This is a genomic window from Bradyrhizobium sp. 186 (assembly GCF_023101685.1).
Taxonomy (GTDB): Bacteria; Pseudomonadota; Alphaproteobacteria; order Rhizobiales; family Xanthobacteraceae; genus Bradyrhizobium.
Genome location: NZ_CP082164.1, coordinates 8,749,743 through 8,774,405, shown reverse-complemented (window position 1 = coordinate 8,774,405; position 24,663 = coordinate 8,749,743). Strand labels below are relative to the sequence as shown.

Genomic DNA, 24,663 nt, shown 5'->3' with positions numbered 1-24,663 from the left:
CTGATCGATCCTGCGTGTTGTCATTGTCGCTCGAACGTCCAACATCGCGCTATCTGGAGCTGCCAGATCAACGAAGCTGATATCGCCGGCCTCCAGCTAGCGCTGCGTCATCTTGGACGGAACGGCTCCCAATTCACCGCCACAGGGCAATTGCCGCTCCGGCATTTCAAGGGCGACCTGAAGGCTGTTAAGCACGAGCCAAATCAAAGAAGTCGGCAGCAGCGCCGGCCTCTCGCTGGGAAGATCGCCGGCTGGGCCATGCCGCATTGGGCGCCCGCATTGTCTATACGCGATCGGTCCGCGAGCGGGGCCGTCGATGTTTGCCCCATTGATGCATCAAGGCGGTGCAGCAGGTGGTGATCTTCCGGCGCTCACTTGCCTCGTCCAGCTCTCGAAGGTGTGCGCGCCTTCGAGAGAATGAAACCGTGCGCGCAGCGATTTGTTCTGCTTCAACAGGGGGAAATGTCATGACCAAACAGGCTTCCGGGGACCGTTCATTCTGTGGCTTGAGCCGCCGCTCACTGCTGCAGTCAACCGCGGCCTTGCTAAGCGTGCCGTTCGTCGCCGAGGCCACTCGGGCCTGGGCAGAGGAAAAGCTTGCCGGAACTGGCGAAGTCGTCGTTTTCAGTTGGGGCGGTGCCTTTACCGATGGCGTTCGACGAAATGTCTATGAGCCGTTTACGAAGGCGACAGGAATAAAGGTCGTAGATGTAGTTGCCGACCTGGCTGAGCCCCAGGTCAAGGCGATGCACCAGGCTGGCCGCGTCGATTGGGATATTGCCTATGTGGCACCAGGAAAATATCCAGAAATGCACGATGCCGGAATGTTCGTGCCTATCGATTACAGCCTCTGGGATCAAGAGTCGCTCGAGGGCACGCCGGCGTACACGCGTTTCATAGACGCGGTTGTGATTGAATCGAGCGGCATGGTACTCGCCTATGATAACCGCGCCTTTCCGAAGGGTGGTCCCCAGAACTGGGTGGATTTCTGGGACGTTGGGAAATTTCCAGGACCGCGGGGGCTGTTCGGTTCAACCGGTAAAACTAACATTCAGTTTGCGCTACTGGCGGCTGGTGTCGGCCACAAGGATATCTGGCCCCTCACTGATGACAAACTCGATCGTGCATTCGAGAAGCTAAGCGAGATCAAGCCGCACATTTCCAAGTGGTGGAGCGCCGGCGGTGAAGCGCCGCAGCTCCTGAACAACCGTGAATACGCGATGTGTAGCATTTACGACGGCCGCGCGATGGCTGCGATCCGCCAAGGCGCGCCAATCAAATTTACCTGGGATGGGGCTATCCTGGGCTACGACTACGCGGCGATTCTGAAGGGTGGACCAAATACCGCAAACGCGCAAAAGCTGATCGCCTTCTTGAACCGCGCGCAGATTGCGGCCGGGTGGACGCAGGGCACCAGCTATCCAGGGCCGAATACAAATCAGATCAAGTATTTGCCGACCGACCTGGTCTCGCAGGTTAGCGTAAATCCAGAGAACGCTTCGAAATGCATAGTCGAGGACTCAGCCTGGCTTGTGGCGAAACGCCCAAACGGAAAGACCAATGCGGATCACATCCAGGACCGGTGGCTCGCGTGGCGAGCAGGATAAGCTCGATGGCAATCGATTCGTAACGAACTCCTCGCGCTGGCGGGCAGCGCCAAGTCCATCGCTGGGCCTCACTGCTGTTGTCTGCCAGCATCTTTGTCCCGCGGTCTTTGTCGTGCCGCTCGCCGCACCTCTATTACTTGCAGCCCGCAGGTCCTTGCGCGCGGGATTGAATTAGACCCGCATCGCTATTTGAACATGGATTTGCTGAAGGAACACAAGAAGGAGGCAATACGCCAAGCGGCATGACGATACTCGGGCCCACCAAGGGGATGGGGCCACCCCTCTCCACCGCCGCCGCTCGCCCGCTGCGCTTCTGGGTAAGGCGAGCGACGGTGGCTCCGGGGGGATGGCTCAACCGGACCCATGATCAATTTTGCTGAACTTGACGCACAGAACTGCGCGACCGGCTTGTCTCCCGGTCGCATCGACGTTCTGCTGAATTGAAGTCCGACTTGCACCCCTAGTGATCGATGAATTAGAATAAAGGCCTGCTCGACCGTTTTAGGTTCGCAAGTCAGCGCTAAACGGACCAGCAACAGACTTGACTTCCAAATAGTCCTCCAGTCCGAAGCGCCCCCATTCACGACCATTGCCAGATTGTTTGTACCCGCCGAATGGTGCGGCCCGGTCAAGTGATGCCCCCTGCAGGTATATGTTGCCCGCTCGAAGCATACGACCGATCTTGCGTGCTCGCTCCGTTGACCCTGAGAATACGTAGCCGGCAAGGCCGTATGGCGTGTCGTTGGCGATTTGGATAGCTTCGTTCTCGTCCCTGGCGCCAATGATCGCAAGCACCGGCCCGAAGATCTCCTCGCGGGCGATAATCATTTCGTTTTTGACATCTGCAAAAATAGTGGGGCGGACGTAAAAGCCCTGATCCGTGCCGTTTGGGAGACCTAAACCGCCGGCAATCAGCGTGGCCCCTTCATCTATGCCTTGCTGGATCAAGGCTTGGATCTTCTCCCATTGGACGCGGTTTACGACAGGACCCATATCAGTGCCCGCCGCGCGCGGATGCCCGACCCGGTATCTGCCGGCCACATTTTTTGCGATCTTTACGACTTCTCCCATTTTGGAATCCGGCACAATCAGGCGCGACGGTGCGTCGCAAGATTGGCCGGAGTTGAGGAAGATCGTCTCAATGCATCCAGAGATAGCTTTTTCGAGATCAGCATCATCAAGAACAATGTAGGGTGACTTACCTCCGAGCTCTTGGCTAACACGCTTTACGGTAGGGGCAGCCCGGCTTGCAACGTCGACCCCGGCTCGGGTCGATCCAGTAAACGAAATCATATCGATATCTCGATGCTCGCTCATGGCCGCGCCCACTTCAGGACCTAGGCCGTTAATCAGATTGAATACGCCTTTCGGTACGCCAGCCTGATGAAGGATTTCCGCAAATATCAGCGCGCATGTGGGCGCAAATTCCGATGGCTTGAGAATCATCGTGCAGCCGGCGGCGAGCGCGGGCGCTACCTTGCACGCAATTTGGCTGATCGGCCAATTCCAGGGCGTGATCATTCCAACCACGCCAATAGGCTCCCGAACAACAACAGCGCTGCCGATGCGCTCCTCAAACGAATAGCGCTTGAGCACCTCCAGAGTACTTGTGAAATGGCCGATGGCGGAATTTGCCTGCATCTGCTGAGACATGGCCACTGGTGCGCCTATCTCATCGGAGATGGCATCGCCGATTTCCTTCGCGCGATCTTTGTAGATTTCGATAATGTTTGCGAGCAGGCTCATGCGCTGCTCGCGAGTGGTTTGAGAATAGCTCTCAAATGCGCGCCTGGCTGCCTTCACCGCCTTGTCGACGTCAGCTTTTGAACCGAGCGCAATTTGGTACAGTTTTTCTGCCGTTGCTGGATTCAGCGTCCATGTCGTTTTCACAAGGACGGGATCGACCCAGGAGCCATCTACGTAGAATTGCATTCGATTGACCATGTCATTCCTCTCGTCGTTGGTTAAAAGGGATCACTCAAAAGAAGGTCGCCCGCTCTCGTAACGGAGCAGATCCAGTCAGGGAGGAAGACGCCTGTGAGGACCCCTTGTGGGGCCAACGGAAACATCTCGTCGCCCCCGCGTTCTTTGGCGCTAGCAAGCTAAGCTTCTCGCAGACCCGACTTCATGCGCAGACCTGGATCACGCTGTTCGCTGCCGAGGTTCGCTCGGCACAGAGGGCCTTCACTTGCGTGGCATTGTCGAGGCTTGCGATGCTCGTATATCTTCTTTGTAACGCCGCTTAGCGCTGATCCTCGCGAATGTCGCGCGCGTTTTCGCCAAAAATCGTTGAACGGTGCTGAAATCCGAAGATCGTGTCTCCATACGGAAGACGAGGCTATCGCGAGAAAAGTCAAGTAACCGGCAATGTCTGCAGAGCAGCGGCCGGGCAGCTTGCCACTTTGCGCCCTCTCCGAGCTGCCGAGCTCTGACAGCCTCGCGGTGCGCGATCGCAAGAAGTTTTGGGTTTGGAAATGCCCAAGAGGGATAGTTCGACGCCTCAGCCAGAGCTAGACAGCAAATGGGCAAAGTAGGTCAAAACACTCTCGAATTCTTTGAGACCGTAAATGATGGATCAATAGGACGAGGTAAGTCGGCGCGGAGCCTTTCATGAGCTTCTTTGCGGCAAAAGGATAACGCTGCAGTAGCCGTTTCCCACCATTACCGAAGCAGCGAGTTGAGGCGAGTTCAGCGTCCCGCTGGCACTGGTTGCGTTCACGCGCTCATCCCTTCCATCATCTGCCGGTGAACTTGACGACTGCGATATAGGACCATCTCCTTCCAGTCGGGTCTGTCGGGATAATAGTGGTCCTTCACGCGCCTGCGGATATCCCGACCAAATGCGCCGTCGATCTCAGTTTGGCGATACGCGTAAAGCCAATGGTCAGCGCGCAACACAGGTCTTGCGACCTCCGGAGGGTAGGTTCCGAACTCCAAGCAGACGTAAACGTGGCGATCACCCAAAATCCGCTGCCAGTAATCATCCTGCGTGCCACTGAGTACCAGTGCCGATGAGGTGCCAAGATCTGGCGACGTGACCGAACCGCCGAAGATGTCGCGCGCCCGTTGATATCCCGACATACCCGATGCCTGCTCGCATTGCAGCTCACCATAGCCATACGGTCCGAGGCCCGTATGATAGTCCACGATTAAGACTAGCCTGCGCGATGCGATATCATAGTCCGATACGATCCGTTCGAGTGTTTGGCGCGCTACAGTAGGGCCGAAACCGCCGAAAAACATTCCGTTTGGATGTCGGTACTGACCGGTGGTCCGAGCTTTCCGGTAAGCAACTTCGCCGTGGGTTGCACGGTACTTCTCGATTCTTGCTTCGGCGGCCGCAAAAACTGGTCCATCGACCTCTCGGGGCACTAGGCTATCAGCAAGTGCGTCGTATCCCTCGTTTTGGGGTAAGGGAGCCGTAAAATCTACAAAGTTTCGATTGAGATCGCTGCCTTCTTGCGTGACACGACGATCCCATGCGAACCCATATGGATTGATGGCATGAATCAGCAACATTGCTTCATCAGATTTGAGCCTTTCGTACCCCCGCTCAGCCAGCCAATCAAGCTGTGCTGCAGATCCACAATATCCTTCGGCGCCGTGCGTCGCTGATATCAGAATTCCGACTTTCGAGGCGCCTCGATCGCCGAACCAAGCAACATCCGTTGAGAGTTCTTCTCCACCAGGTCCGCGGGCCGGCGATGGATAGACGGCTGCTTCGCCCATCCCGGCATCACGAATATGGTCGCGAAACTTTTGGCGAGCTTCGAAGTAGTTCGATGAGAAGTGCTTATTTGCTGCTTGGACAATGGCATCGTTCATCGGCATTCCAATCACGGTTCAGAAAGGGGCTGTTAGCCGTCGGGCTATCGGCTGATGAGCCGTCAGTTGCGTCAATTAGACCCGCTCCGGATCCCTTTCTCGGATCATGACCAAAGCTCTACCGGATTCAGTTCGCAGGTTTTCGGCGTTTAGGTCCTGGATCCGGTGAATGAAAGTGCGATCCCGAAACCTTCCGATCGAAGACGAGGAAATCGCGGAACGCGTCGTGGCTCCATCCGAAAGCCCCTGCAAGCTGGGGAAGGCTGCCAGCTGAGCTGCAGCGCAATTCAGTCATCCAAGTCTGGAATCCGACCGAAATTCTGCGCAATTTGCAGAATTCTGTCACTCTGAAGCACTTTTCGCAATATGACCGCCGTTAAGGATGCAATATAATTGGTGTGCGAAAGCGCGGATGCCGCAGCAGTGCAACGTGCCGATGCGTAGATCATTTGGCGAGGGACGGTGACTAGTTTGCAGTCTCTCGCGTCCGGAGTCACCAAGGCCTACTCTGGATGCGCGAAGCATTTGATGCAATTGCTCGAACGACTGCATTGAACGAGTTCGTTGCATGCCTCTCGAGGCTAGTTGCCGGACCAAGAAGGGAGAACAGTGATGACTGGGGCACTCTATTTCAAGAGCGATGACATGGTGTTTGCGCCAATTCGAGTCGACGCCAGTGGCTCCTCAAAGATTTGCCAACTGGTTGGTCCCGAAATCAGCAAAACGATCGATGCTGGCGTGGCCATCTACGATGGCTGCTCGATCGAGCGAAAGGTGAGCTACGACGAGGCATCCATCGTCCTTGGTGGAACACTTCGGATTCTCACCGGCGAAAACTATAGCCGCGTCATCGAGGCTAAGTTTGGGGATGTAATTTGGCTTACTAAAGGGACCCGATTGAAGTACCAAGGGGACAAGGCGAAAGTATTCTTTGCTCGTCATCCAGCTGATTGGGGTGCGGACAGCGCGGTTGTCGAGAGGGAGAAGCCGATGACCGACGTGTACCACTTTAGAAGCACGGACATGATCTATTCGCGGATGCAAATCTATTCGGGAGGGTACGCATCCACGTGTAGCCTCGTCACTCCGGAGATTAGTAAGTCGATCGGCGCTACGATTGCGACCTTTGACGGTAGCTCAGTCAATTGGACGACAGAATATGATCAGATCTCGGTCGGGCTGAGCGGAGTTATGCGGATTCGCACGGGCGAAAACTATAGTCGTGCACTGGACGCAAGTTTGGGCGATGTGGTTTGGCTGCCGAAGGGGACGCCGCTGAAGTACGAAGGCGAAAGAGGAATTATGTTCTTCGTCCCGTACCCAGTCGATTGGCGTCTGCGGAGCCAGCCGGTGAGGCCGAAGCCTTGGCCGGCATCCGTGCGATGAACCCGTCCGTGCCGTGGGAGCTCGGCAGGAATGATGCCTGGAATCCTCATAGTCTTCAACGGCTGCGGCTTGAGGCTCTTTGGGCGCAGGGTCCGAATTGCGGCGACCACTGTAAAAGTTGTGGCTGTCCCTTCGTATGTTAGTTGCCGAAGCGCGGCAAAGTTCATTGAGCTATGAGCATGTCACAGACACACAAAATCGATACCGGAACAGATGACCTGCTTGCAGTGATCCGTGATCGCGTGGCCGTAATTACGCTTAATCGGCCACAGGCGCGCAACGCAATTTCCAGGGGAATGAAAGCGGCCTGGGTCGAGTTGATCAAGCGCTTTGCCGATGACCCTAACGTCGGCGCCTTCCTTATCACCGCCGCAGGGACTGCATTCTGTGCCGGGGGCGATGTAAAAGGCATGGGCCAAAGTACGGCAACAGCCGAAGCAACATTCGAGCAGCGCGTCGCTGATTTGAGGGCTGACCAGCGAAGGCTGGTAGGTGACCTGTTCGCAGTGAGAAAGCCAACCGTCGCCGCGCTCCCTGGGGCAGCTGCCGGCGCGGGCCTTGCGCTTGCTCTCGCCTGCGACATCCGAATTGGTGCAGAATCGGCAATCCTGACCACCTCATATGCGAGAGTGGCGTTAGCGGGAGATTGCGGTATAGCCTGGCTGCTAACGCGGCTCGTCGGAGTCTCCCGCGCGCGCGAACTGATGCTCCTATCCGAACGCATCGATGCGCGGCGAGCGGAAGCGATGGGCCTGCTCAATCGCGTGGTGGCCGACTCGCTTTTGGCCGAATCGGCGTTTGCCCTCGCAGCTTCACTCGCCCAAGGACCTACTTTCGCGTTTAGCTGCATGAAGGACAATCTGGATCATGCTGTCGAGTCGGGCCTTTTGGAGTCGATGGACTACGAGGCCGAGAACCTGATTAAGACGGAATTGACATTTGACCACAAAGAAGGCGTGCGGGCGTTCGCGCAAAAGCAGAGGCCTGTGTTTCAGGGGCGTTGAGTTGCTCGCAGTGCGATAACCGACTTACCTTCGTAAGCGCGCATCGATTTAGAGCGACAAGCGGCAGCAATTAACTTAGGCGACGTTTACCTCCGCGAACTGTATCCATGGCTGAACGTTGTCTCAATGGCATCTTCGAAAGACGGATAGTGCCGGAGACCACGACAATTTCCCTCGTGAGCGCGGAGAACAGTCGCGTTATGGACGTTTTGCGCGGTTTTTCGGCCCCGGGCTGGCAGATTTGAGAGTTTTGGCATCAGGGGCATGGGTATATTCGCCGACATAGGATCGGCGCGCCGTATCGCGCAAGTAGGAAGCAAACGATGGATCTGAATTTTACCGCTGACGAACTTGCCTTTCGCGATGAGGTCCGGGCATTCTGCCGCTCCGCAATCCCCGCAGACATCCGCGAGAAGCTGATTGCCGGCAGGCATCCGAGCAAGGACGATAAGGTGCGCTGGACGCGCATTCTGGCGCAGAAGGGATGGGCCGTGCCGCACTGGCCCCTCGAGTACGGCGGCGAGGGATGGACGCCGGTCCAGCAGTACATCTTCGGCGAGGAGGTGAGTCAGACGCCGGCGCCGGAGCCGGCTGGCAGCGGCATCAACTTGGTCGGTCCGGTTATCTATACTTTCGGAAATGAAGCGCAGAAGAAGTATTTTCTGCCGCGTATTGTAAACGTCGACGATTGGTGGTGCGAAGGCTTCTCCGAGCCGGGGGCTGGTTCCGATCTCGCCTCGCTCAAAACGCGGGCCGTGCGTAACGGCGACCACTATATCGTCAATGGTCAGAAGATCTGGACGTCGTTGGCGCAATACTCCAACTGGATCTTCTGCCTGGTTAGGACTGATCCTGATGCCAAGAAGCAGCGGGGTATCTCATTTCTTCTGATCGACCTGAAGTCTCCCGGCGTCACCGTGCGTCCGATCCAGTTGCTCGACGGCTATCCCGAAGTTTGTGAGGTGTTCTTCGACAACGTACGGGTTCCTCTCGAGAACCTTGTCGGCGAGGAAAATCGCGGCTGGGATTACGCCAAGTTCGTCCTTGGCAACGGGCGCGTCACGATTGCTTGTGTTGGCCTTTCGAAGGAACGCATTCGGCGCATCAAGGAGCTGGCTTCACGCACCCGCGTCGGTGGCGAGCGACTCGTCGACAGGGCCGATTTCCGCAAGAAGATTGCCGCGGTCGAAGTCCAGCTCAAGGCGCTTGAGATGACGCAGCTCCGTGTCGTGGCCAACCAATCGAAGCTCGATAAGGGTACGCAGGACCCCGCGAGCTCGATCCTTAAGATAAAGGGTTCGGAGATCCAGCAGGCGACTGCTGAGCTTCTGATGGACGTGATCGGCCCTTACGCGCTGCCCTATCAATCAGAGGAGGAGTTTCAGCGCGGGGAGGCGGCGATCGGTCCCGATTGGGCTGGACCGATCGCGCCCGCTTATTTCAACGGGCGTAAGGTACCAATCTATAGCGGCTCGGATGAGATTCAGAAGAACATCATCGCAAAGGTTGTGCTCGGCCTCTGAGCTTCGGGCAAATCACAGGATGCTGTTTGCGCAGGATTCTAAAGAGTTCAAGGGGGCAACGATACGCCCCGCTTCAGGAGGGTTTTCCAGTGGATCTTGATCTTTCCGAGGAGCAGCGGCTCCTTAAGGATGGCGTCGAGCGCTTGATGCGTGATCATTATAGCTTCGAGGATCGCCGCAAGTACCTGACAGAGAAGGCAGGATTCAGCGAGGCGATGTGGGCGCGCTATGCTGAGCTGGGGCTTCTCGGGCTACCATTTCCGGAGGCTTATGGCGGACTCGGCGCCGGGGCGGTCGAGACGATGATTGTCATGGAAGCTTTCGGCAAAGCGCTTATCCTCGAACCGTATTTCGCAACCGTAGTACTCGCAGGCGGTCTCCTGCGGCACGGCGCGAACGAAGCGCAGAAGACGAAGCTCATCACCGCGATTGCGGAAGGTCGAATGAAACTCGCCTTCGCTTACGCAGAACCTCAGTCACGATATGACCTCTCCGATGTTGAATCTCAAGCCAAGAGGAACGGCGGGGGTTGGGTGCTGAACGGGACTAAGGGGCTTGTCTTGCACGGCGATGTAGCGGACAAGATCATAGTGTCAGCGCGCACGGCGGGGAGCGCGCGGGAAAAGGACGGGATTGGCCTTTTCCTGGTCGACGCTAAAGCTCCGGGTCTCATGCGTCGGGGCTATCCGACACAGAACGGGCTCCGTGCGGCCGAGATTACGCTTCAGAACGTCCGCGTTCCGGCAGCTGATGTTATCGGCGACCCAGCAGGTGCTTTCCCGGTGATTACGCGAGTCGCAGACGAAGCAATTGCGGCCTTGTGCGCCGAGGCGGTTGGCTGCTTCACTGAAATGCATGCCATCACCCTCGGTTACATGAAGACGCGCAAGCAGTTCGGCACGACAATCGGTTCCTTCCAGGTGCTCCAGCACCGCGCGGTCGATATGTTCGTTGAATTGGAGCAGTCGCGTTCCATGGCCATGTACGCCACCATGATGGCAGGAGAGAGTGACGTGACCGAGCGTGAGCGGGCGATCTCGGCGGCAAAAGCGCAGATCGGGCAGTCGTCAAAAGCGCTCGGACGGCAGGCTATCCAGCTCCACGGTGGCATCGGTATGACCATGGAATACAGCATCAGCCACTATTTCAAACATGTCACGATGATCGACACATCGTTCGGCGATACCGACCACCATCTTCAGCGGCTCGCCTCGCTCGGAGGCCTCTTCGGCGAGCAAGCAATCCCACGATAGGGCCGAGACCTATTCCAAACGAGACGCTAGCGTTACCGAATCAAGAACCGACGGGTTGAACATGCAAGTTGATCGTGTGCTGCAACAGGACCGCCTTCAGCAGGGAACGGCTGCAAGGATCAGCCAGCTTTTTCGGCCGGAGTCCGTCGCTATTGTAGGAGCTTCTCAGAAGGGAGGCTTCGCAACAGAAATCCTCACGAATATCAAAAAGTGGAGTTTCTCGGGCGAGGTCGTTGCAGTGAACCCGCGTTACACGCAGATCGCGGGCGTGCCATGCTATCCGAGCTTGACGGCCATACCTCATCCGGTTGGCCTCGCTATGGTCGCCATTCCAAGCAAGGCCATTCCCGAAGTCCTCGACGATTGCGAAACCGCTGGTGTGCGAGCGATCCAGATCATCTCGAGCGGATTTGCTGAGCAGGCGGGGGAGGGGGCAAGTAAGCAACGCTGGGTTATGGAGTGGGCCGCGCGAACCGGCATCCCAGTGGTCGGTCCAAACTGCTTCGGTTTGATGAACGCGGCCAATCAGCTGATGGCAGTCCCTCTCGACTTTCACACCATGAAGGCAGGCGGAATTAGCTCCATCCTGCAGAGCGGCACCCTTGTTTATAGCCTAATCGTGCCACTGCTGGCTCGCGGAATTGGCATCGGCCGCGTGGTCACAGTGGGCAATGAAGCATGTCTCGATGTCGCAGATTTCATTGATTATTTTGTCGATGAGGAGGAGACGCTCGTCATCACCTCGTACTGCGAGCAGATCAGGAGGCCGGCTGAGTTCATCAAAGCCTGCGAGCGTGCGGCCGACAAGGGCAAGCCCATCGTGATGATCAAGGTTGGTCGCTCCGAAAAGGCCCGCCAGGCAGCCTTGGCTCACACCGGCTCTCTCGTGGGCTCGGACGTGGCGATCGACGCCGTCCTGAAAAGACTGGGTGTCATCCGGGTCGATACTGTTGATGATCTCATCGAGACTGCAGTTGCGCTGTCTTCAACGAAGCGGCCGCGTGGCCGCCGCGTAGCTTTTGCATCTTTCTCCGGTACCGCCGCCGGCATTCTGTCGGACGTCGCCGATTCCTACGGCATCGAATTTTCGCCGCTGCCCGCAGCGGCGAAAGCTCGTCTGGAAGCAGTATTTCCCGAGTTCGGCAATGTCGGCAATCCGCTCGATCTCACCGCGCAGGGCGGCTATGATACGCATATCATCGATGACTCACTGAGCACACTTGCCACCTGCGGCGCCTATGACATGGTGGTCTGGGGCCGCGGCTTTCCTTCGTGCCTGGATATGCGCTCGGCTCTCGGAGAAGCTTTGACGCGGGCTGCTGCAGCGGCGCCAGAGGTTGTATTCCCGATATTGAGCCTTGCCGGGGGGCATTTTTACACCTCTCTCGATCCAAAGGATCCGATGATCGAACCGAAGGCCGAATTCGAGGGAATGCCGTTTCTGCAGGGTCTAGCTCCCGGGTTGAAGGCGCTCTCTGCTCTCATCGGCTATGCTGAGTTCCTACGCGGTCGTAAACCCGGCGATTCCTTATCGGCCCAGCGGGGCCGGCGCAGCCCTTTGTACTCCGAGGCAGTGCGCCTCATGCGCGAGGCGAAGGGCGTCGTTCTGACGGAGCGAGAGGGCAAGCGTCTGCTCGCGCTCTACGGAATTCCGGTTACGCGCGAAGCGCTGGCAACGCGGGCGGATGAGGCGGCGCGCATTGCACAGAGTCTTAATTTCCCGGTGGTGATGAAAGTCGAGTCGGCCGAGATCGTGCACAAGACGGACGTTGGCGGCGTCATCTTAAATATTCCCTCAGCGGACAAAGCAGCGGAGGCGTTCGAGCAAATAGTCGCTTCGGTCCGGTCGCACCGTCCCGAAGCGAAGATCGGCGGAGTGGTCGTGCAAGAAATGGCCAAGGCAGGCCCTGAAATAATGCTGGGCGCGACTTTCGATCCGCAATTCGGGCCCGTCATTGCCATCGGTTTGGGCGGAATCTGGGTTGAAGCGCTAAACGATGTGCAGGTGCTGCTGCCGCCCTTCGATGCGCGCGACGTGCAATCTGCAATCGCGCGGCTACGTGGTGCGAGCGTTCTACGTGGTGCGCGCGGCGGCGCAAAGGCAGACTTGGAGGGATTGGCCGATTGCGTTGTCAAGTTCGGGACGCTCTACACCGATCTGGCCGACGAGATCGGCGAGATCGATATCAATCCCGTCATTCTTTCTCCCAGTGGCGTTGGGCTGACTGCCGTTGACTGCCTCATCACCAAAAAGGAGCTCAAAGGAGATTGACGAACGAGCCTGAGACCGGTTGCGGCGCTTAGTTCGACCAGCCAGACGTTCGGCAAAGACAGATATCACCGCTTTCTAGAGGAGAGAGGCGGTGTGGAGTTGAGGCTTTTCAGCTACGAGAGACCTGGGCCACGCAACGATCGTTGCTTGGTCCTTCTCTGAGCAACGTAAGCAGCCGAGCTACTATAAAGTTGGCCAAGTCTTGCCGCGAGGAAATATCACAATGGCAATCAACATGAGCGGCTGATGGCCATGAAAATACAGCTATAGCGATCGCGACGTGATGCTTTACGCTCTTGGTATCGGCATGGGAGCTGATCCCATGGACGAGAAGGAGCTCGCTTTCGTAAACGAGGCCACTGGGACCGCGCGGCCACTGAAGGTCGTACCGACGTTTGCCTCAGTCGCAGCCGGCTTCGCTGAACCCGGTGAGTTCAATCTGAACTCCATCGCATTGGACGGCGAGCGGGACATCGCATTTCACAGCACACTTCTGTCCGCTGCCCATTTCACGGCCGATTCTTCGGTGATTGCCGTCTATGAGGGTTTTCCGAAGCCGATCCTTCACGGTATGTGCACCTACGGAATCACCTGCCGCGGCATTCTGCAGACCTATGCCGATTATGATCCCAGCGCCTTCAGGCGGCACGCGGCGCGTTTTTCATCGCCGCTCTACCCCGGGGAGACCCTGACGCTGAAGATTTGGAAGGATGGCGACGTGATCTCGTTCGAAGCGAGTGTGAAGGCGCGCGGCGTTACAGTTGTGAAGAACGGCATGACAATGCTTGCCTGACATCCCGCTTCGCGGGCGCAGAACGATTTCGAGAAACTGGCCGTTTGTTCTGCTAAGTTTCTTCGATCCCCCACTGATTCATGCGCTCTTTGCGCCGCGTCAGGTCGCTACGCTCATGCGCAATCGACGACGACCTGCTCAGCGTAAATTTGCTGCCGGGACGACTGGACCGTAAGCGTGGCGCCGCGGCCCTTCAGATAGTTTGTGCGCAGTCTTGGGAGCACCGCTAGAAGAGTCATCTTCGGCAAGGGTGCTCACAATGGACGACCATTCGGACGACATAAGACGACCGTTGTCGCCGCGTATCGAAGTGTATGCTGGCTTGGGTCGAAAGCACTGGCGGGATGATTTGAAGGCACAGATTGTCGCGGAAAGCCTCGAGCCAGGCGCGGTTGTAACGGATATCGCACGCCGCCATGGCTGCCGGCCACAGCAGGTGCATGACTGGCGCCGGGCGCGTTTAGGTCAACTGGTGCTGCCAGCTTCGACGGATACATTTTCGTTCGTGCCTTTGGTGTCGGATTCTTCGGAACCGGCGGCTGCGGAGCCATCCGTATCACCGGGAGCAGCCACTGTTACGGTTGAGCTCCTGGGTGCGCGGGTAGAGGTGCGCGGAACGCCTGGGCTTGCCGTGCTGAGTGATGTGTTTTTGGCGCTCCGGCGGACACGTTCATGCTGACGGCTCCCGCTGGCCTCATGATTTACGTTGCGACCTGACCTGTAGACTTCAGGAAGGGCGCGGATGGCCTGGCGCTCTTAGCGAAGGAGGCGCTGGGCCACGATCCGATGAAGGGCGTGGCGGTGGTCTTCCGTGCGAAGCGCGCCGATCGTGTGAAGATTGTCGTCTGGGATGGCAGTGGTCTTGTGCTGTATTGGAAGCGGCTTGAGGGCGGCGGCTTCAAGTGGCCACCTGTTGTTGACGGCGTGATGCGGATGAACGCCGCGCAGCTGTCGGCGCAACGACCTGCTCACCGAGATCGACCAGCTTATAGCGACGGCCCCCGATCCAACTCAGGAGCCCGCCAACTACGTTGAGGCAACGCCACGCGCCGTGCCGAACGAGCTCGCTTCGACGAGACGAACGGCGAAGCACTCGACGAGCCGTCCGTGCGGCCCGCTTCTGAGACGCCGGTACAGCCGGCTTCTGCCCAAGTATGGCCGTCGATGATCGTCTCGAGTGTTTCGGCGATGTAGGCGGCCGGGTTGACGTCGTTGAGCTTGCAGGTGGCGACGATCGAGGCGAGCAGGGCCCAGTTTTCCGCGCCGACTTCATGACCGGCGAAGAGCGCATTTTTTCTGGTCAGGCAGACTGGCCGGATGGCATTCTCGACCGGGTTCGTGTCAAGCTCGAGGCGCCCGTCTTCGAGGAAGCGGTTCAGCCCTTGCCAGTGATTGAGCGCGTAGCGGATGTCCTCGGCGAGCGTCGAACCACTGGAGATCATCGACAGCTGCTTCTCGAACCACGGCTTGAACGCGGCGACGATGGGCGAGTGCTCCTTGCGCGCGGCCAGCCGGATGTCCGGCGATAAACCGCCTACCATGGCTTCGATGGCGTAAAGCTGTGCGATGTGCCGAACCGCGGCCTCGGCGATCGGCGATTTGCTGTTGCGGGCCAATTTGACGAAGCGCCGGCGCAAATGGCTCCAGCAATGCACGAGCGTCCACGGCCCCTGCGGTCGAGCAACTTCGGTCAGCCGGTCATAACCGTCATAGGCATCGCATTGCAGGAAGCGTCCGTTAAAGCCATGCAGGAACTGCTCGGCGAAGGCGCCGCAGCGACCGTGGGCATATCGGAACAGCACGATCGGAGGACTTGGGCCGCTGTGGCCGCGGTCGTCGGAGACGATCGCCCAGAAGTAGCCTTTCTTCGTTTGGCCACGCCCGGGATCGAGCACCGGTGCCGTGGTTTCGTCCATGAACAGACGATCTGCCCTCTCCAGATGGCGACGCATGTGGTCCGCTACGGGTTGGAGATGGAAGCAGGCGCGGCCGGACCAGTTGCCCAGTGTCGCCCGATCAAGCCGGATCCCCTGGCGCGCATAGATCTCGGCCTGACGGTAAAACGGCGTATGGTCGCCGAACTTGGAGACGATCACGTGACGCAATCGCCGCTTCGGTCGGCAGTCCACCAGGCACGACGTGCTCCGGCGCGTGCGCCTGCACGACAGGGCCCGAGCAGCGGCGACAGATGTATTTCAGGCGGCGCGTGACCAGCACGCGCCATTGCGCCGGGATCACGTCGAGGCGTTTGCTGACGTCCTCGCCTATCTTCGTCATGGCGCCGCAACCGCACGGACAGAGCGTGCTCGCAGGCTCGATTATCCGTTCCACCCGCGGCAAATGGGCAGGCAAGCAGCCGCGATTGCGATGAGAACCTTGATCCGGCGCGCTCCGCGATCGGCCCTGGATCACAGCCTCGGCTCTCTCCTGAGCCGCATCCAGGATGCCTTGCGCGATCTCCACGTCTTCCAGCGGCAAGTGATACTGATCTGGCCGCAGCTTCTCGGACTTCGCGCCGAACTTCTCGCGTCGCAATTCCCCGAGAATGATCTCCAGCCGACGTCGCGCTTCCTCCGATGCCGCCAGTGCCCCCTGATGCTCGCTCAAGGCTGACTGCGTTTGCGCCAAAAGCGCCTTCAGGCGTTCGTTTTCGTCGCGCAGCGCCGCAATGCTCATGCGCTATTTCGAGCACATCACCACTGCGCGTGCCACGTTCAAAATAGCTCCCGAGTCACTCTGCCGCAGTTATCCAGCCGCCTGGGGACGCCGCGCTTCTTGCGGGCGGACCAACCTCCAATCCAGCCCCTCGAACAGGGCCGCGAACCTCGCTGGCGATATGCGCATCACGCCGTCTGCGATCGTTGGCCAAACGAACTTGCAGCCTTCGAGGCGCTTATGAACTAACACCAGGCCCGTTCGATCCCAGACCAAAATCTTGATCCGGTCCGCTCGTTTCGATCGGAACACGAAGGCTGCGCCGCTGAACGGGTCGAGGCGAAGCATCTCCTGCACCTTCGCAGCAAGCCCATCGTGGCCACAGCGGAAGTCGATCGGCCGCGTCGCGATGTAAATCTTCAGATCGGCACCAGCCGCGATCATCGTGACGCTCGCACTGCGCGGATCACCCGGCACAGCTGCTCGCCATCTATGGCTGTGTCCGTCCGCAGCACGACATCGCCGATCGCGATCTCAAGCTTGATCGCCGGAGCGTGACCCTCCTCCAACGCGCCTTCCACGACCAGCGGCGCGAATGTCGACTGCGACGCCTCGCACGGCGCCAACATGCCTCGCTGTCGAAAGCGTCGTCGCCAATCGTAAATCTGCCAGCACGTCGCTCCGTGCTTGCGCCCCACCTCGGACACCTGGGCACCGGGTAGCAGACTCTCGGCGACGATCCGAGCTCTCTCAGCCTCCGAACGCACACGGCGTCCCGACGGTCCTTCAAGGACCTCCAGCCGGCTCACCGGCCCTACCGATGAGCCGTCCAAATGGACGTCCTTTTTGCTGTCCAATCCCATCCCAAACCTCCGTCCAAGCCGGAGGCTTCTTCGCACGTTCATTCGAATTCTGAAGCAAGGGTATCGGCTTCGCGCTTACCGCTCCTCTGGCTAGGGAGCAAAATGGATGAGGCAACAATAGGTCTATCGGGAACATCGCTACATGCGGCAATACGCACTTCCATCCTGATTGCCGCACCGCAAAGGCCGGCCGCGTTCTCGAACGACTATCTCGAGAACGTCCCGAGTTGTTCGCACACTGGAAGATCGGCATACGCGGCTCGTTCGCCTGATGGGAGCCCAGTGAGGCGAGAGTCTCACGCTGGGATCTATGAGAGGCCGGCGGTGAGATTCCACCGGCCTACTCGTCAAAGCCGCCTGCCCGGATCTGTGAGGGCAAAGCCAAATGGCCGAGCTACTCGACCAAGACCGAACTCCTCGATATCTTCTCTGGGGAGGAGTGCGCCAGCTATCTCAAAAGCTCAGGATCTGCTTCCATATGGAAGCCTCGTCCCGCTCGGAAAGCCGATTTTGAAAAAACAACATCTCTAGATCGAAGATTCCTTATTGACCTCTTCGGTCCCGACGCGGCTGCCGACATTGCTCAGCGTTGGGCTAAAACAGGCATAGGCGAGCAGGCCGGCGAGCACAACGAATTCAAGGAAAAACGGAGCCGGAGCGAAAACTTCATACAGGCTCACCGCGAACGGCGCGAAAAGTACATTCACACCACTCATCGCCCCAATAGCTCCGGCCACGCGCGCCTGCTCTTTCATCGACGTCGAAAGGGACGCGCTGACGATGAAACCTGGCCTGGCCAAGGCGAAGCCGAGATTAGCAAGGGCATAGCCGACGATGGCGATAGCATAGTCTGGCGAGAGGGCGATCACGAGACTGCCAAGCGACGCTAGCCCGGCACCCCATCGCAGGAGGGCCTTCGGTGTCATGCGGAAAACTGGGATAAGGCCCCAGAGAGCAAGCAAACTCGCGAGCGCCCCGGCGACCATGGCAATCCCGATATGAGTTTGGGCCATGCGCAGCAAGACCGGAGATAGGAGCTCAGGTACCGCTTTGCTCGTTTTGTCGATGATCAGAAAACCCAACGTCTGTGCCAGCGCATTCTGGCAGACGAAGAGCAGGAAGCCGTAGCAGATGAAAGGAGCAAAGTCGGATTGCCACAGTGGCTTCCGTTTGCCCTTATCAGCCACTAGTAGCGGCTTTTTCAAACACCGGTGGCTCATCGAGATGGCGCACGACAATGATCAGCATTGCCATTGCGATCAGGGCGAACGCGTACAACGGTCCTGCGAACCCAAAAACGCCAATGATGAAAGTGGCGCGAGCACAGGGCCAACCACAGTACCAAGGCTGGACGCACCAGCGATGCTGGACATCCATCGCGAGCGCTCAGCGCGGCACGTGCGCTGCGGGATGTAGGTTTGACTGGCCGGGGTGGTTGCCGCGCCGAAAAGGCCGAAGATTGCACGACAGACCAGGAAACATCCGAAAACGATTGTGGGAGTTGCCAAGCCGGCGAGGCCGGCGCTTACCACCAAGCCGCAGAGCATCATGGAAACCGTAAATCCAGTAGGGCCGACGATCATGAGCGGCTTACGACCACGCAGATCCGATTGACGCGCCCAGAACGGTGAGCTCACAGCCCATAACAGGGAGGAGAGTGAGAAAATGGCCGCCACCATAGAATCTGCGAATCAAAGTACTTTTGCAGAATCCTCTTGAATAATAGCGATCGCTCAGGTCGTACCGGTGAAGTCTCTCAGCATGACGGGAGCCCGAAATCGTCAAGACGCTGAGCCACGCGCCGCTGCTAAAAGGCGCTACTAAGTTGTAGCTTCGATCCGGAATTCCATTTCTCGGCCTACTTCAGCGCGTGCGGGTTGACGGGCGAGCCAAAGCCGCCAGTAACTTCCAGGGGCGGTGCTGTAAGCAGGAAGCTGTACCGTCCGTCGGCGGCGCAGTCGGCGGCCAGCGCCTCTAGATTGAACATCTCGCCCAGCGGCATGCCCATGTCGCGCAGCGCAAGCATGTGGAAGGCGAGCGGCATTTCCGAACCCATTCCCTCAGCGTCTAATATCTCCACAGCCATATTGTCGGCGGCGACGGCAGCCAGCGATTTGTCATGAGCCCACTCTGCACAGGTATAGGTGAGGCCTGGTTGCATCCCCATAAACCTCTCCCGGTCTCCGTCGGCGGTGAACCAAAGCATGTGTCCGGTGTGAACCAAGAGGATGTCGCCGGCGCCAACGCTTACGCCCTGCTTTTCGCATGCGGCCTTCAGATCATCGACCGTGATCGCATAGTCGAGCGGCAGCCGCTCGACTCCCTTCAGCCGTGCAATGTCGGCGAGTACCCCGCGCGAAACGATGCCGGGGGCTGCAAGATGGTTGACGCCCATCTTCAGCGCACCATTTTCGGTAAGGCATTCGCGCGCGATGCAGCCATTATAAAGGTGACCGTCGTAGTGAACGTGGCCGAGGGCGTCCCATTGCGTCGAACATTGCAAAGGCATGTGGATGACGTCATCGGAGTAGCAAACTCCTTGCGCCGCGGGGCTCATCGGAGTGAAAAGGTCTGTCGCGTAGACCATCGGGTTGAACCGCTTGCGTCCCAGCTGCGGCCCATTCCGATCAAACCGCAGACCGAGGTTAAAAAGCTTGCCATCGCGCACTTCGGCCGCCGCGTTCTTCAACGTTTCTGGCCCGATATGGTTAAGTGTGCCCCGCTGGTCCGCTTCGCCCCATCTCCCCCAGTTGCGCAGTTTATCCGCAAGATGGTCAAAATTCGCAGGCCGCATGGCGGGTTCCTTCTTCGCTGCCGAAGATGGGCAGCTTGGGCCTATTTAGTGAATTGCCTCGTCGCTTGCTCGGCATTCTTCATTGATATAGCGGCTCGACCCGGGTCGCTGCGCCAGCGTGAAGTGCCGCTCCTGGCTGAGAATGTTACCGCCTCGCAGCGGTTCTCCCCGCCCTAAATCAGCCCGGGCCATACCGAAAATATGCACGTGATCGCAGCCATGCGCAGCTTTTCACACAACCAACGCCAGCCTCTTGAGGTGCCTGGAACGCGATCAATAGGCGGCGAATTGCTGAGCAACAAAGAGAACTCAACAGCTCGAGAAAATCCATGCTCCTGGTCCTCGTACACACGGTCCGAGCAGCGCGGCCGCCACTGACCTGAATAACTGCCGGTCAGAATCCACGAGTTCGAAAGGAAGCACGCTCCATCAGCTGTGATCCGCTACCTTTCGGAGCTCGGGCACCGGCCGCCTAAAAGGTGCGGCAGGCCGGCATCCCGCGCCGGATTCCGTCAACTGGCGCAAAAGTAAGCTCAGAAGGCGGGCATCGAAATTGATAAATTTGGGTCAAGTAAAATGCGATCGAGGACGTAAGCAATGTTGGGCCAACAACCTGAATTAGCTCCTGTATCGGAAGCCAGTCTCTCGGCCGCAAAGGAGAAATACGCTTGGGATGGCTATTGCATCATTCCGGGCGTCTTGTCGCCGAGTGAAGTTGCCCAAGTTCGCCAGCGCATTGTCGAGCAGGCGGCAGCCGAAAAAGCCCTGGGCTGGGCACGCGAGGATGCCGGCCCGACCCAACTTAAAAAGATACTTGAACATCAGGGCGGCGCGCTGATCTCGGGATATGTACATGATAGGCCGCCGGCCCGATTGGTTCTAGACGCGCCATCGCAGTCGCGATCATGCCACTATCAGTCGTGGGTCGCCAGAATGGCAGCGTGATGTGTCAATCTGAATTCCTGTCTCCCAGGCATCAACGCATCGTTAACGTCGTCAAGTTGCGTAACCGGGACTTAAGCGATCGAGGCGGCGCTTGAGAGCTGCCCAAGGACGCGGGTTCCCGTTGTAGCCCTCGCGTTGAAACTGTTCCGCGGTGTGGGAAGCGATCTTATCAGAGGGCAGAGCGATCCTTTGTCCACCTTGCGTCGCCGCGATCTGGATCCGGCAGGATTGCTCCAAAAGGTACATGTTGAGGAACGCTTCGGAAACGGTACGGCCAACTGTGAGCAAGCCATGGTGCTTGAGGATCATCACGTCCTTTGTCCCGAGATCACGGACGAGACGCTCGCGCTCTCCAAGATCGAGCGCTACGCCCTCATAATTGTGATACGCTATATCGCCATAGAAGCACATTGATTTTTGGTTCAGAGGAAGCAGTCCCTGTTCTTGAGCAGCAACCGCCATTCCTGCCAAGGTATGCGTGTGAATTACGCACTGGGCATCATCGCGCGTCATGTGCACGGCCGAGTGAATCGTGAAGCCGGCGTTATTTATCTTGGCCTCGTCCTCTTTCTGAATGGCATGCCCGTTCGGATCGACCACAACGAGACTAGAGGCCGTGATTTCGTCGAACATCATACCGTAAGGGTTGAGCAGAAAACGGTGCGTCTTGCCAGGCAGGCGCGCTGACAAGTGCGTCGAAATCAAGTCGTCCATGCCAAAATGCGCAATCAGGCGATAGGCTGCAGCCAAATCGCAGCGGATCTCCCATTCTTGGGAGGCGTCGTTAGGCATGGTCGCTTCTCCTCAAGCGCAGTTAAGGAATGCGAGGGATCATAGCGGCGGCTAAAGCCAAACTTTCATTGATGAATGCCGTTCGGTCGTGGATATCCCGCTTGTTGCAGGAGAATTTGCAGGTTTCATGCGTCATTTTAAATTCCCCCAAACACTGACTGATGTCCTGTTATGGCGTCTGAGGCGCAGCTCGGGGATCCAGCGCTTTCTACGTCGTAGACCCCCTTGCAACACTGCTTGGCTCAACATTCACAGGTCGAACCTGCAGGCCTTTCAAATATGCCTAGGATTGCGGCCCACGGATCGTCGTGAAAGGAATTCGTGGGGTCGTGAGCGCGCTATCCGGAAGCAATTTGGCTTTGCTCCGCACCGACTCAGGTCCAGTCAGATCGGCTGTCGTGACCGAGCTCGGCGGACGCCCCTTTTAATTAGTATGATTGCTGTGGTATCGAGATCAGCTGACGACCTGTGGCGAAACTGAAAGCGGGCGAGACCCTGATGTGATCCGCCTCGCCGCGGGCGGCATCAATCGTTCCGATCGCCAGCCGGGCAAGGGCGACGACTCACCATGGATAACCTGTCGCATTTGCCCGCCCGGATTTAGCTGGTGAGACCGTTTTTTTCCGGCCGCTAAGCCAAGCCCTGTCTCGACGTTTCCAGGGGCATGGAAATACGCGATCAACTTCCAGACCTTTTGGCAGTTTTACCGAATGCGCCGCCGCTCCCAGCTTTCGGTGCCTGCTTCCGTTAGAGCGATCTCGGGGGACAGTAAAATAGGCGCCGCCTCGGCACCGGCCCTTCTTGATAACTGAGGCTGGGTCCCGAAGCCGTACACGTCCCTGCGGGCGAGAACGATATCAGTTCGTCGATGCCATTGCCAGCCGGCAGAGGTCCGTGATGCTGTAGACTGGGAGCTTCGCAATGCGGCGGATCGCCGGAGCGACAATTGGAAAGGCCGCGCATTCAAACAGGATGGTTGCGATCTCCGGATGCTTTGAGCGGAGACGCGCGATGCAATTGGCGACATCTGCTTCGATTGCAGCAACATCCAGGGGCGGCGCCGGACGTTTCAGCTCGTCGTGCCAGAACTTACCCCCTTCGATGCCGCCGATTACGATCCTCTCTCGCTCAGACTGATCATCGATCCCGAGCAGATCTTCGCTGCAATAAGTCGAGTCATAGGTCAGGACAGCGATCTTTGCGCGCCACGGTAATTGACGGAGCAATGCAGGTAAGAGCAGCAGGCTTGACATGACAACCGGCACGTCGACCGAAGCCGCGACTGCTGGTTGATGCCGGACAGAGAAGCCGCAGGTCGAACTTATCGCGACCGCGCCCCGTTTGACCAGTCGTCGAGCCGCGGCGATGAAGGCGGGCTCGAGTGTCGGATCGCCACGAACGACGTTCTCGACCCAAGCTCCCGCGACGGTTTCCGAAATAGTCGGAAAGTCGAATGTCGCCGGATTCAGTATTGAGCCGCGCGCCGGAGCGGGCGGAGTGGCGCCGGGTGCCAGCCCGCGTTCGAGGTGCAATATGCCGAGAGAGCGTGGTGCCAAGTGCGAGGTCATACCATAAGCCTAACCGAATCTAGAGCAGAATTCTGCAAAGAGAGCTCCTCGTATAACCGAATTTCTGCGTTTCTTGGACAAGCCGGTTTTGAGCTCGAATGGCTTACAGGCGACCCAACATCCAGATCTCGTGCGGTAATTCATTCGATTGGCTTTAGCGACGTCTTTCAAAGGGGCCCGCAACCGCCTATCAAGCGGAAGTGTGCGCCAGCTTCTGCTCTAGCCAGGAAAAAATGTCGTTGTCGCAGGCTGCAAAGTTCTCGAACTCACCGCCTGGAGTCGGTGCTAGCGGCGGCATCAATAGCTTGAGATCGATCCGCGCCGCTGTGCAGTCAGATTCTAATTTGATGCCTTCCGGAACGCTGACGATGCTGCGTCCACCTGCAACGACCAGAATCGGGCATTTCAAGCGTCGCGCTAATCGCGAGCGATGTGCTGAAGCTAAGTGATCATCCAGCAGGTGAGAGGTTCCCGTCATCCACGAGATGGATGCCTGGGTACGAGCCCAATTCCACAAGCCGCCGTCGCAAACCGCCGCAGCAATGCGGCGATCAGCTAGCGCGGAGTCGGTTGCTAACCCGGCCGACAGCCCTTCACCGTAGATCCCAATTCGAGACACATCGACTTCCTGCTGAGTAGACAAATAGTCCAAGCAAGAAGACAGAACTTCTAATCGTCCATGCCGACTACTTGGAACGTCGTCGTAAGCGAGAACGAGAGCCGCCATGCCTCGGCTTGCGATCACGGGCAGAAGTCGTCCTAGCAGCATCGCTCCCGTTTCGTCTTCCCTGCTTATGCAAATCACTGCTGGGGCACATGGGTCGGGCCCGCCGGCCGACACGTAGTAGGCAGGCAGCTTGCGTTCATCCCAAGATGCGATTTCGACGCGCCGCACCCTCTGCTCCAGAGATCCGAAATGGCTGATGCCAGCTTCCAGTTTGGCCAAAACGTCTCCCGTTTGTAGATCGTCTTCCTCGACCAGTCGCCTGGCAACTTCAAATGCAGTTAGTGCGCAAAGCCAAGATTCCGCCGCCGCATCGAAGGCGCCCCGTTCCACATTCAGGTCTCCGAACAGGCAGTGAGCATCTCCAATGTTCGTCCATCGTGCGACGAACTGCCGCCGGCTGGTCGGCTCGTAGCGTCCAGAGAAACTATCTAGGAATAGCGCTGCACTTCGCCTTGTGGACTCAAGGTTGTCCGTCACTTCAGGCCAAGCAGCGCACAGCATCAGTTTCATCCCTTGTGCGGATCGTGACCAATCGCTCAAGATGACCCTACAACCTTGAGCAATGGAGAGCCCTGAACCCGGCCAGTCAACGTTGACTGCAGCCTTCAAATTCCGCTTATGTCGGCTCCAGATTTTAACGCTCATCAAAGCTGACG

Annotated in this window: 17 protein-coding genes and 3 pseudogenes; 9 read left to right on the top strand and 11 right to left on the bottom strand. The window is 58.1% G+C overall.

Annotated features, from left to right (window positions below; all coding sequences use genetic code 11):
- Nucleotides 1-467: 467 nt before the first annotated feature.
- Nucleotides 468-1,607 carry an ABC transporter substrate-binding protein gene (locus IVB18_RS41845; protein WP_247986001.1) on the top strand — a complete coding sequence of 380 codons (1,140 nt, stop codon included), beginning with the start codon at nucleotides 468-470 and terminating at the stop codon, nucleotides 1,605-1,607.
- Between the two features lie 501 nt (nucleotides 1,608-2,108).
- Here IVB18_RS41845 and IVB18_RS41840 read toward each other — a convergent pair.
- Both IVB18_RS41840 and IVB18_RS41835 read right to left on the bottom strand, forming a co-directional pair.
- Nucleotides 2,109-3,551, bottom strand: a complete 1,443-nt coding sequence (locus tag IVB18_RS41840; protein WP_247986000.1) for an aldehyde dehydrogenase family protein — start codon at nucleotides 3,549-3,551, stop codon at nucleotides 2,109-2,111.
- 771 nt (nucleotides 3,552-4,322) lie between these two features.
- The gene (locus tag IVB18_RS41835; protein ID WP_247985999.1) at nucleotides 4,323-5,432 is read right to left on the bottom strand and encodes a M14 family metallopeptidase; all 1,110 of its coding nucleotides are present in this window, start codon (nucleotides 5,430-5,432) and stop codon (nucleotides 4,323-4,325) included.
- A 612-nt stretch (nucleotides 5,433-6,044) separates the two neighbouring features.
- On the opposite strand from IVB18_RS41835, the gene IVB18_RS41830 reads away from it, so the two are divergent.
- The 7 genes and pseudogenes from IVB18_RS41830 to IVB18_RS41800 all read left to right on the top strand — a co-directional run bounded on the left by IVB18_RS41830 (nucleotide 6,045) and on the right by IVB18_RS41800 (nucleotide 14,342).
- Entirely contained in the window at nucleotides 6,045-6,818 is a 774-nt protein-coding gene (locus tag IVB18_RS41830; RefSeq protein WP_247985998.1) for a hypothetical protein, read from the top strand.
- 179 nt (nucleotides 6,819-6,997) lie between these two features.
- Nucleotides 6,998-7,822, top strand: coding sequence for an enoyl-CoA hydratase-related protein (locus IVB18_RS41825; protein WP_247985997.1), 825 nt, complete (start codon nucleotides 6,998-7,000; stop codon nucleotides 7,820-7,822).
- Between the two features lie 323 nt (nucleotides 7,823-8,145).
- Nucleotides 8,146-9,345, top strand: coding sequence for a pimeloyl-CoA dehydrogenase large subunit (gene pimC, locus IVB18_RS41820; RefSeq protein ID WP_247985996.1), 1,200 nt, complete (start codon nucleotides 8,146-8,148; stop codon nucleotides 9,343-9,345).
- Between the two features lie 89 nt (nucleotides 9,346-9,434).
- Entirely contained in the window at nucleotides 9,435-10,598 is a 1,164-nt protein-coding gene (locus tag IVB18_RS41815; protein WP_247985995.1) for an acyl-CoA dehydrogenase family protein, read from the top strand.
- 61 nt (nucleotides 10,599-10,659) lie between these two features.
- Nucleotides 10,660-12,870 (top strand): acetate--CoA ligase family protein, encoded by a 2,211-nt coding sequence (locus IVB18_RS41810; protein ID WP_247985994.1) that lies wholly within the window; start codon nucleotides 10,660-10,662, stop codon nucleotides 12,868-12,870.
- 256 nt (nucleotides 12,871-13,126) lie between these two features.
- Nucleotides 13,127-13,663, top strand: a pseudogene (locus IVB18_RS41805) (MaoC/PaaZ C-terminal domain-containing protein); the annotation flags it as partial.
- Between the two features lie 259 nt (nucleotides 13,664-13,922).
- Complete coding sequence (locus IVB18_RS41800) at nucleotides 13,923-14,342, top strand: transposase (protein ID WP_247985993.1); 420 nt, start codon at nucleotides 13,923-13,925, stop codon at nucleotides 14,340-14,342.
- Nucleotides 14,343-14,817: 475 nt separating this feature from the next.
- Here IVB18_RS41800 and IVB18_RS41795 read toward each other — a convergent pair.
- The 6 genes and pseudogenes from IVB18_RS41795 to IVB18_RS41770 form a co-directional block, all read right to left on the bottom strand.
- Nucleotides 14,818-16,339, bottom strand: a pseudogene (locus IVB18_RS41795) (IS66 family transposase); the annotation flags it as partial.
- A 69-nt stretch (nucleotides 16,340-16,408) separates the two neighbouring features.
- The gene (gene tnpB / locus IVB18_RS41790) at nucleotides 16,409-16,762 is read right to left on the bottom strand and encodes an IS66 family insertion sequence element accessory protein TnpB (protein WP_247985992.1); all 354 of its coding nucleotides are present in this window, start codon (nucleotides 16,760-16,762) and stop codon (nucleotides 16,409-16,411) included.
- The gene (locus IVB18_RS41785; RefSeq protein ID WP_247991966.1) at nucleotides 16,759-16,947 is read right to left on the bottom strand and encodes a hypothetical protein; all 189 of its coding nucleotides are present in this window, start codon (nucleotides 16,945-16,947) and stop codon (nucleotides 16,759-16,761) included. The genes tnpB and IVB18_RS41785 overlap by 4 nt, the downstream gene beginning before the upstream one ends.
- Nucleotides 16,948-17,181, bottom strand: a pseudogene (locus IVB18_RS41780) (transposase); the annotation flags it as partial.
- Between the two features lie 527 nt (nucleotides 17,182-17,708).
- Entirely contained in the window at nucleotides 17,709-18,368 is a 660-nt protein-coding gene (locus tag IVB18_RS41775; protein WP_247985991.1) for a hypothetical protein, read from the bottom strand.
- 671 nt (nucleotides 18,369-19,039) lie between these two features.
- Nucleotides 19,040-19,975: a cyclase family protein gene (locus IVB18_RS41770; RefSeq protein ID WP_247985990.1), complete on the bottom strand. Its 936-nt coding sequence runs from the start codon at nucleotides 19,973-19,975 to the stop codon at nucleotides 19,040-19,042.
- Between the two features lie 597 nt (nucleotides 19,976-20,572).
- On the opposite strand from IVB18_RS41770, the gene IVB18_RS41765 reads away from it, so the two are divergent.
- Nucleotides 20,573-20,920 carry a phytanoyl-CoA dioxygenase family protein gene (locus IVB18_RS41765; RefSeq protein ID WP_247985989.1) on the top strand — a complete coding sequence of 116 codons (348 nt, stop codon included), beginning with the start codon at nucleotides 20,573-20,575 and terminating at the stop codon, nucleotides 20,918-20,920.
- 51 nt (nucleotides 20,921-20,971) lie between these two features.
- On the opposite strand, the gene IVB18_RS41760 is transcribed toward IVB18_RS41765, so the two are convergent.
- The 3 genes from IVB18_RS41760 to IVB18_RS41750 all read right to left on the bottom strand — a co-directional run bounded on the left by IVB18_RS41760 (nucleotide 20,972) and on the right by IVB18_RS41750 (nucleotide 24,517).
- The gene (locus tag IVB18_RS41760; RefSeq protein WP_247985988.1) at nucleotides 20,972-21,712 is read right to left on the bottom strand and encodes a class II aldolase/adducin family protein; all 741 of its coding nucleotides are present in this window, start codon (nucleotides 21,710-21,712) and stop codon (nucleotides 20,972-20,974) included.
- Nucleotides 21,713-22,569: 857 nt separating this feature from the next.
- On the bottom strand, nucleotides 22,570-23,280 hold the full coding sequence (locus IVB18_RS41755) for a hypothetical protein (RefSeq protein WP_247985987.1): 711 nt from the start codon (nucleotides 23,278-23,280) through the stop codon (nucleotides 22,570-22,572).
- 190 nt (nucleotides 23,281-23,470) lie between these two features.
- Nucleotides 23,471-24,517, bottom strand: a complete 1,047-nt coding sequence (locus IVB18_RS41750; protein ID WP_247985986.1) for an alpha/beta hydrolase — start codon at nucleotides 24,515-24,517, stop codon at nucleotides 23,471-23,473.
- Between the last annotated feature and the right edge of the window lie 146 nt (nucleotides 24,518-24,663).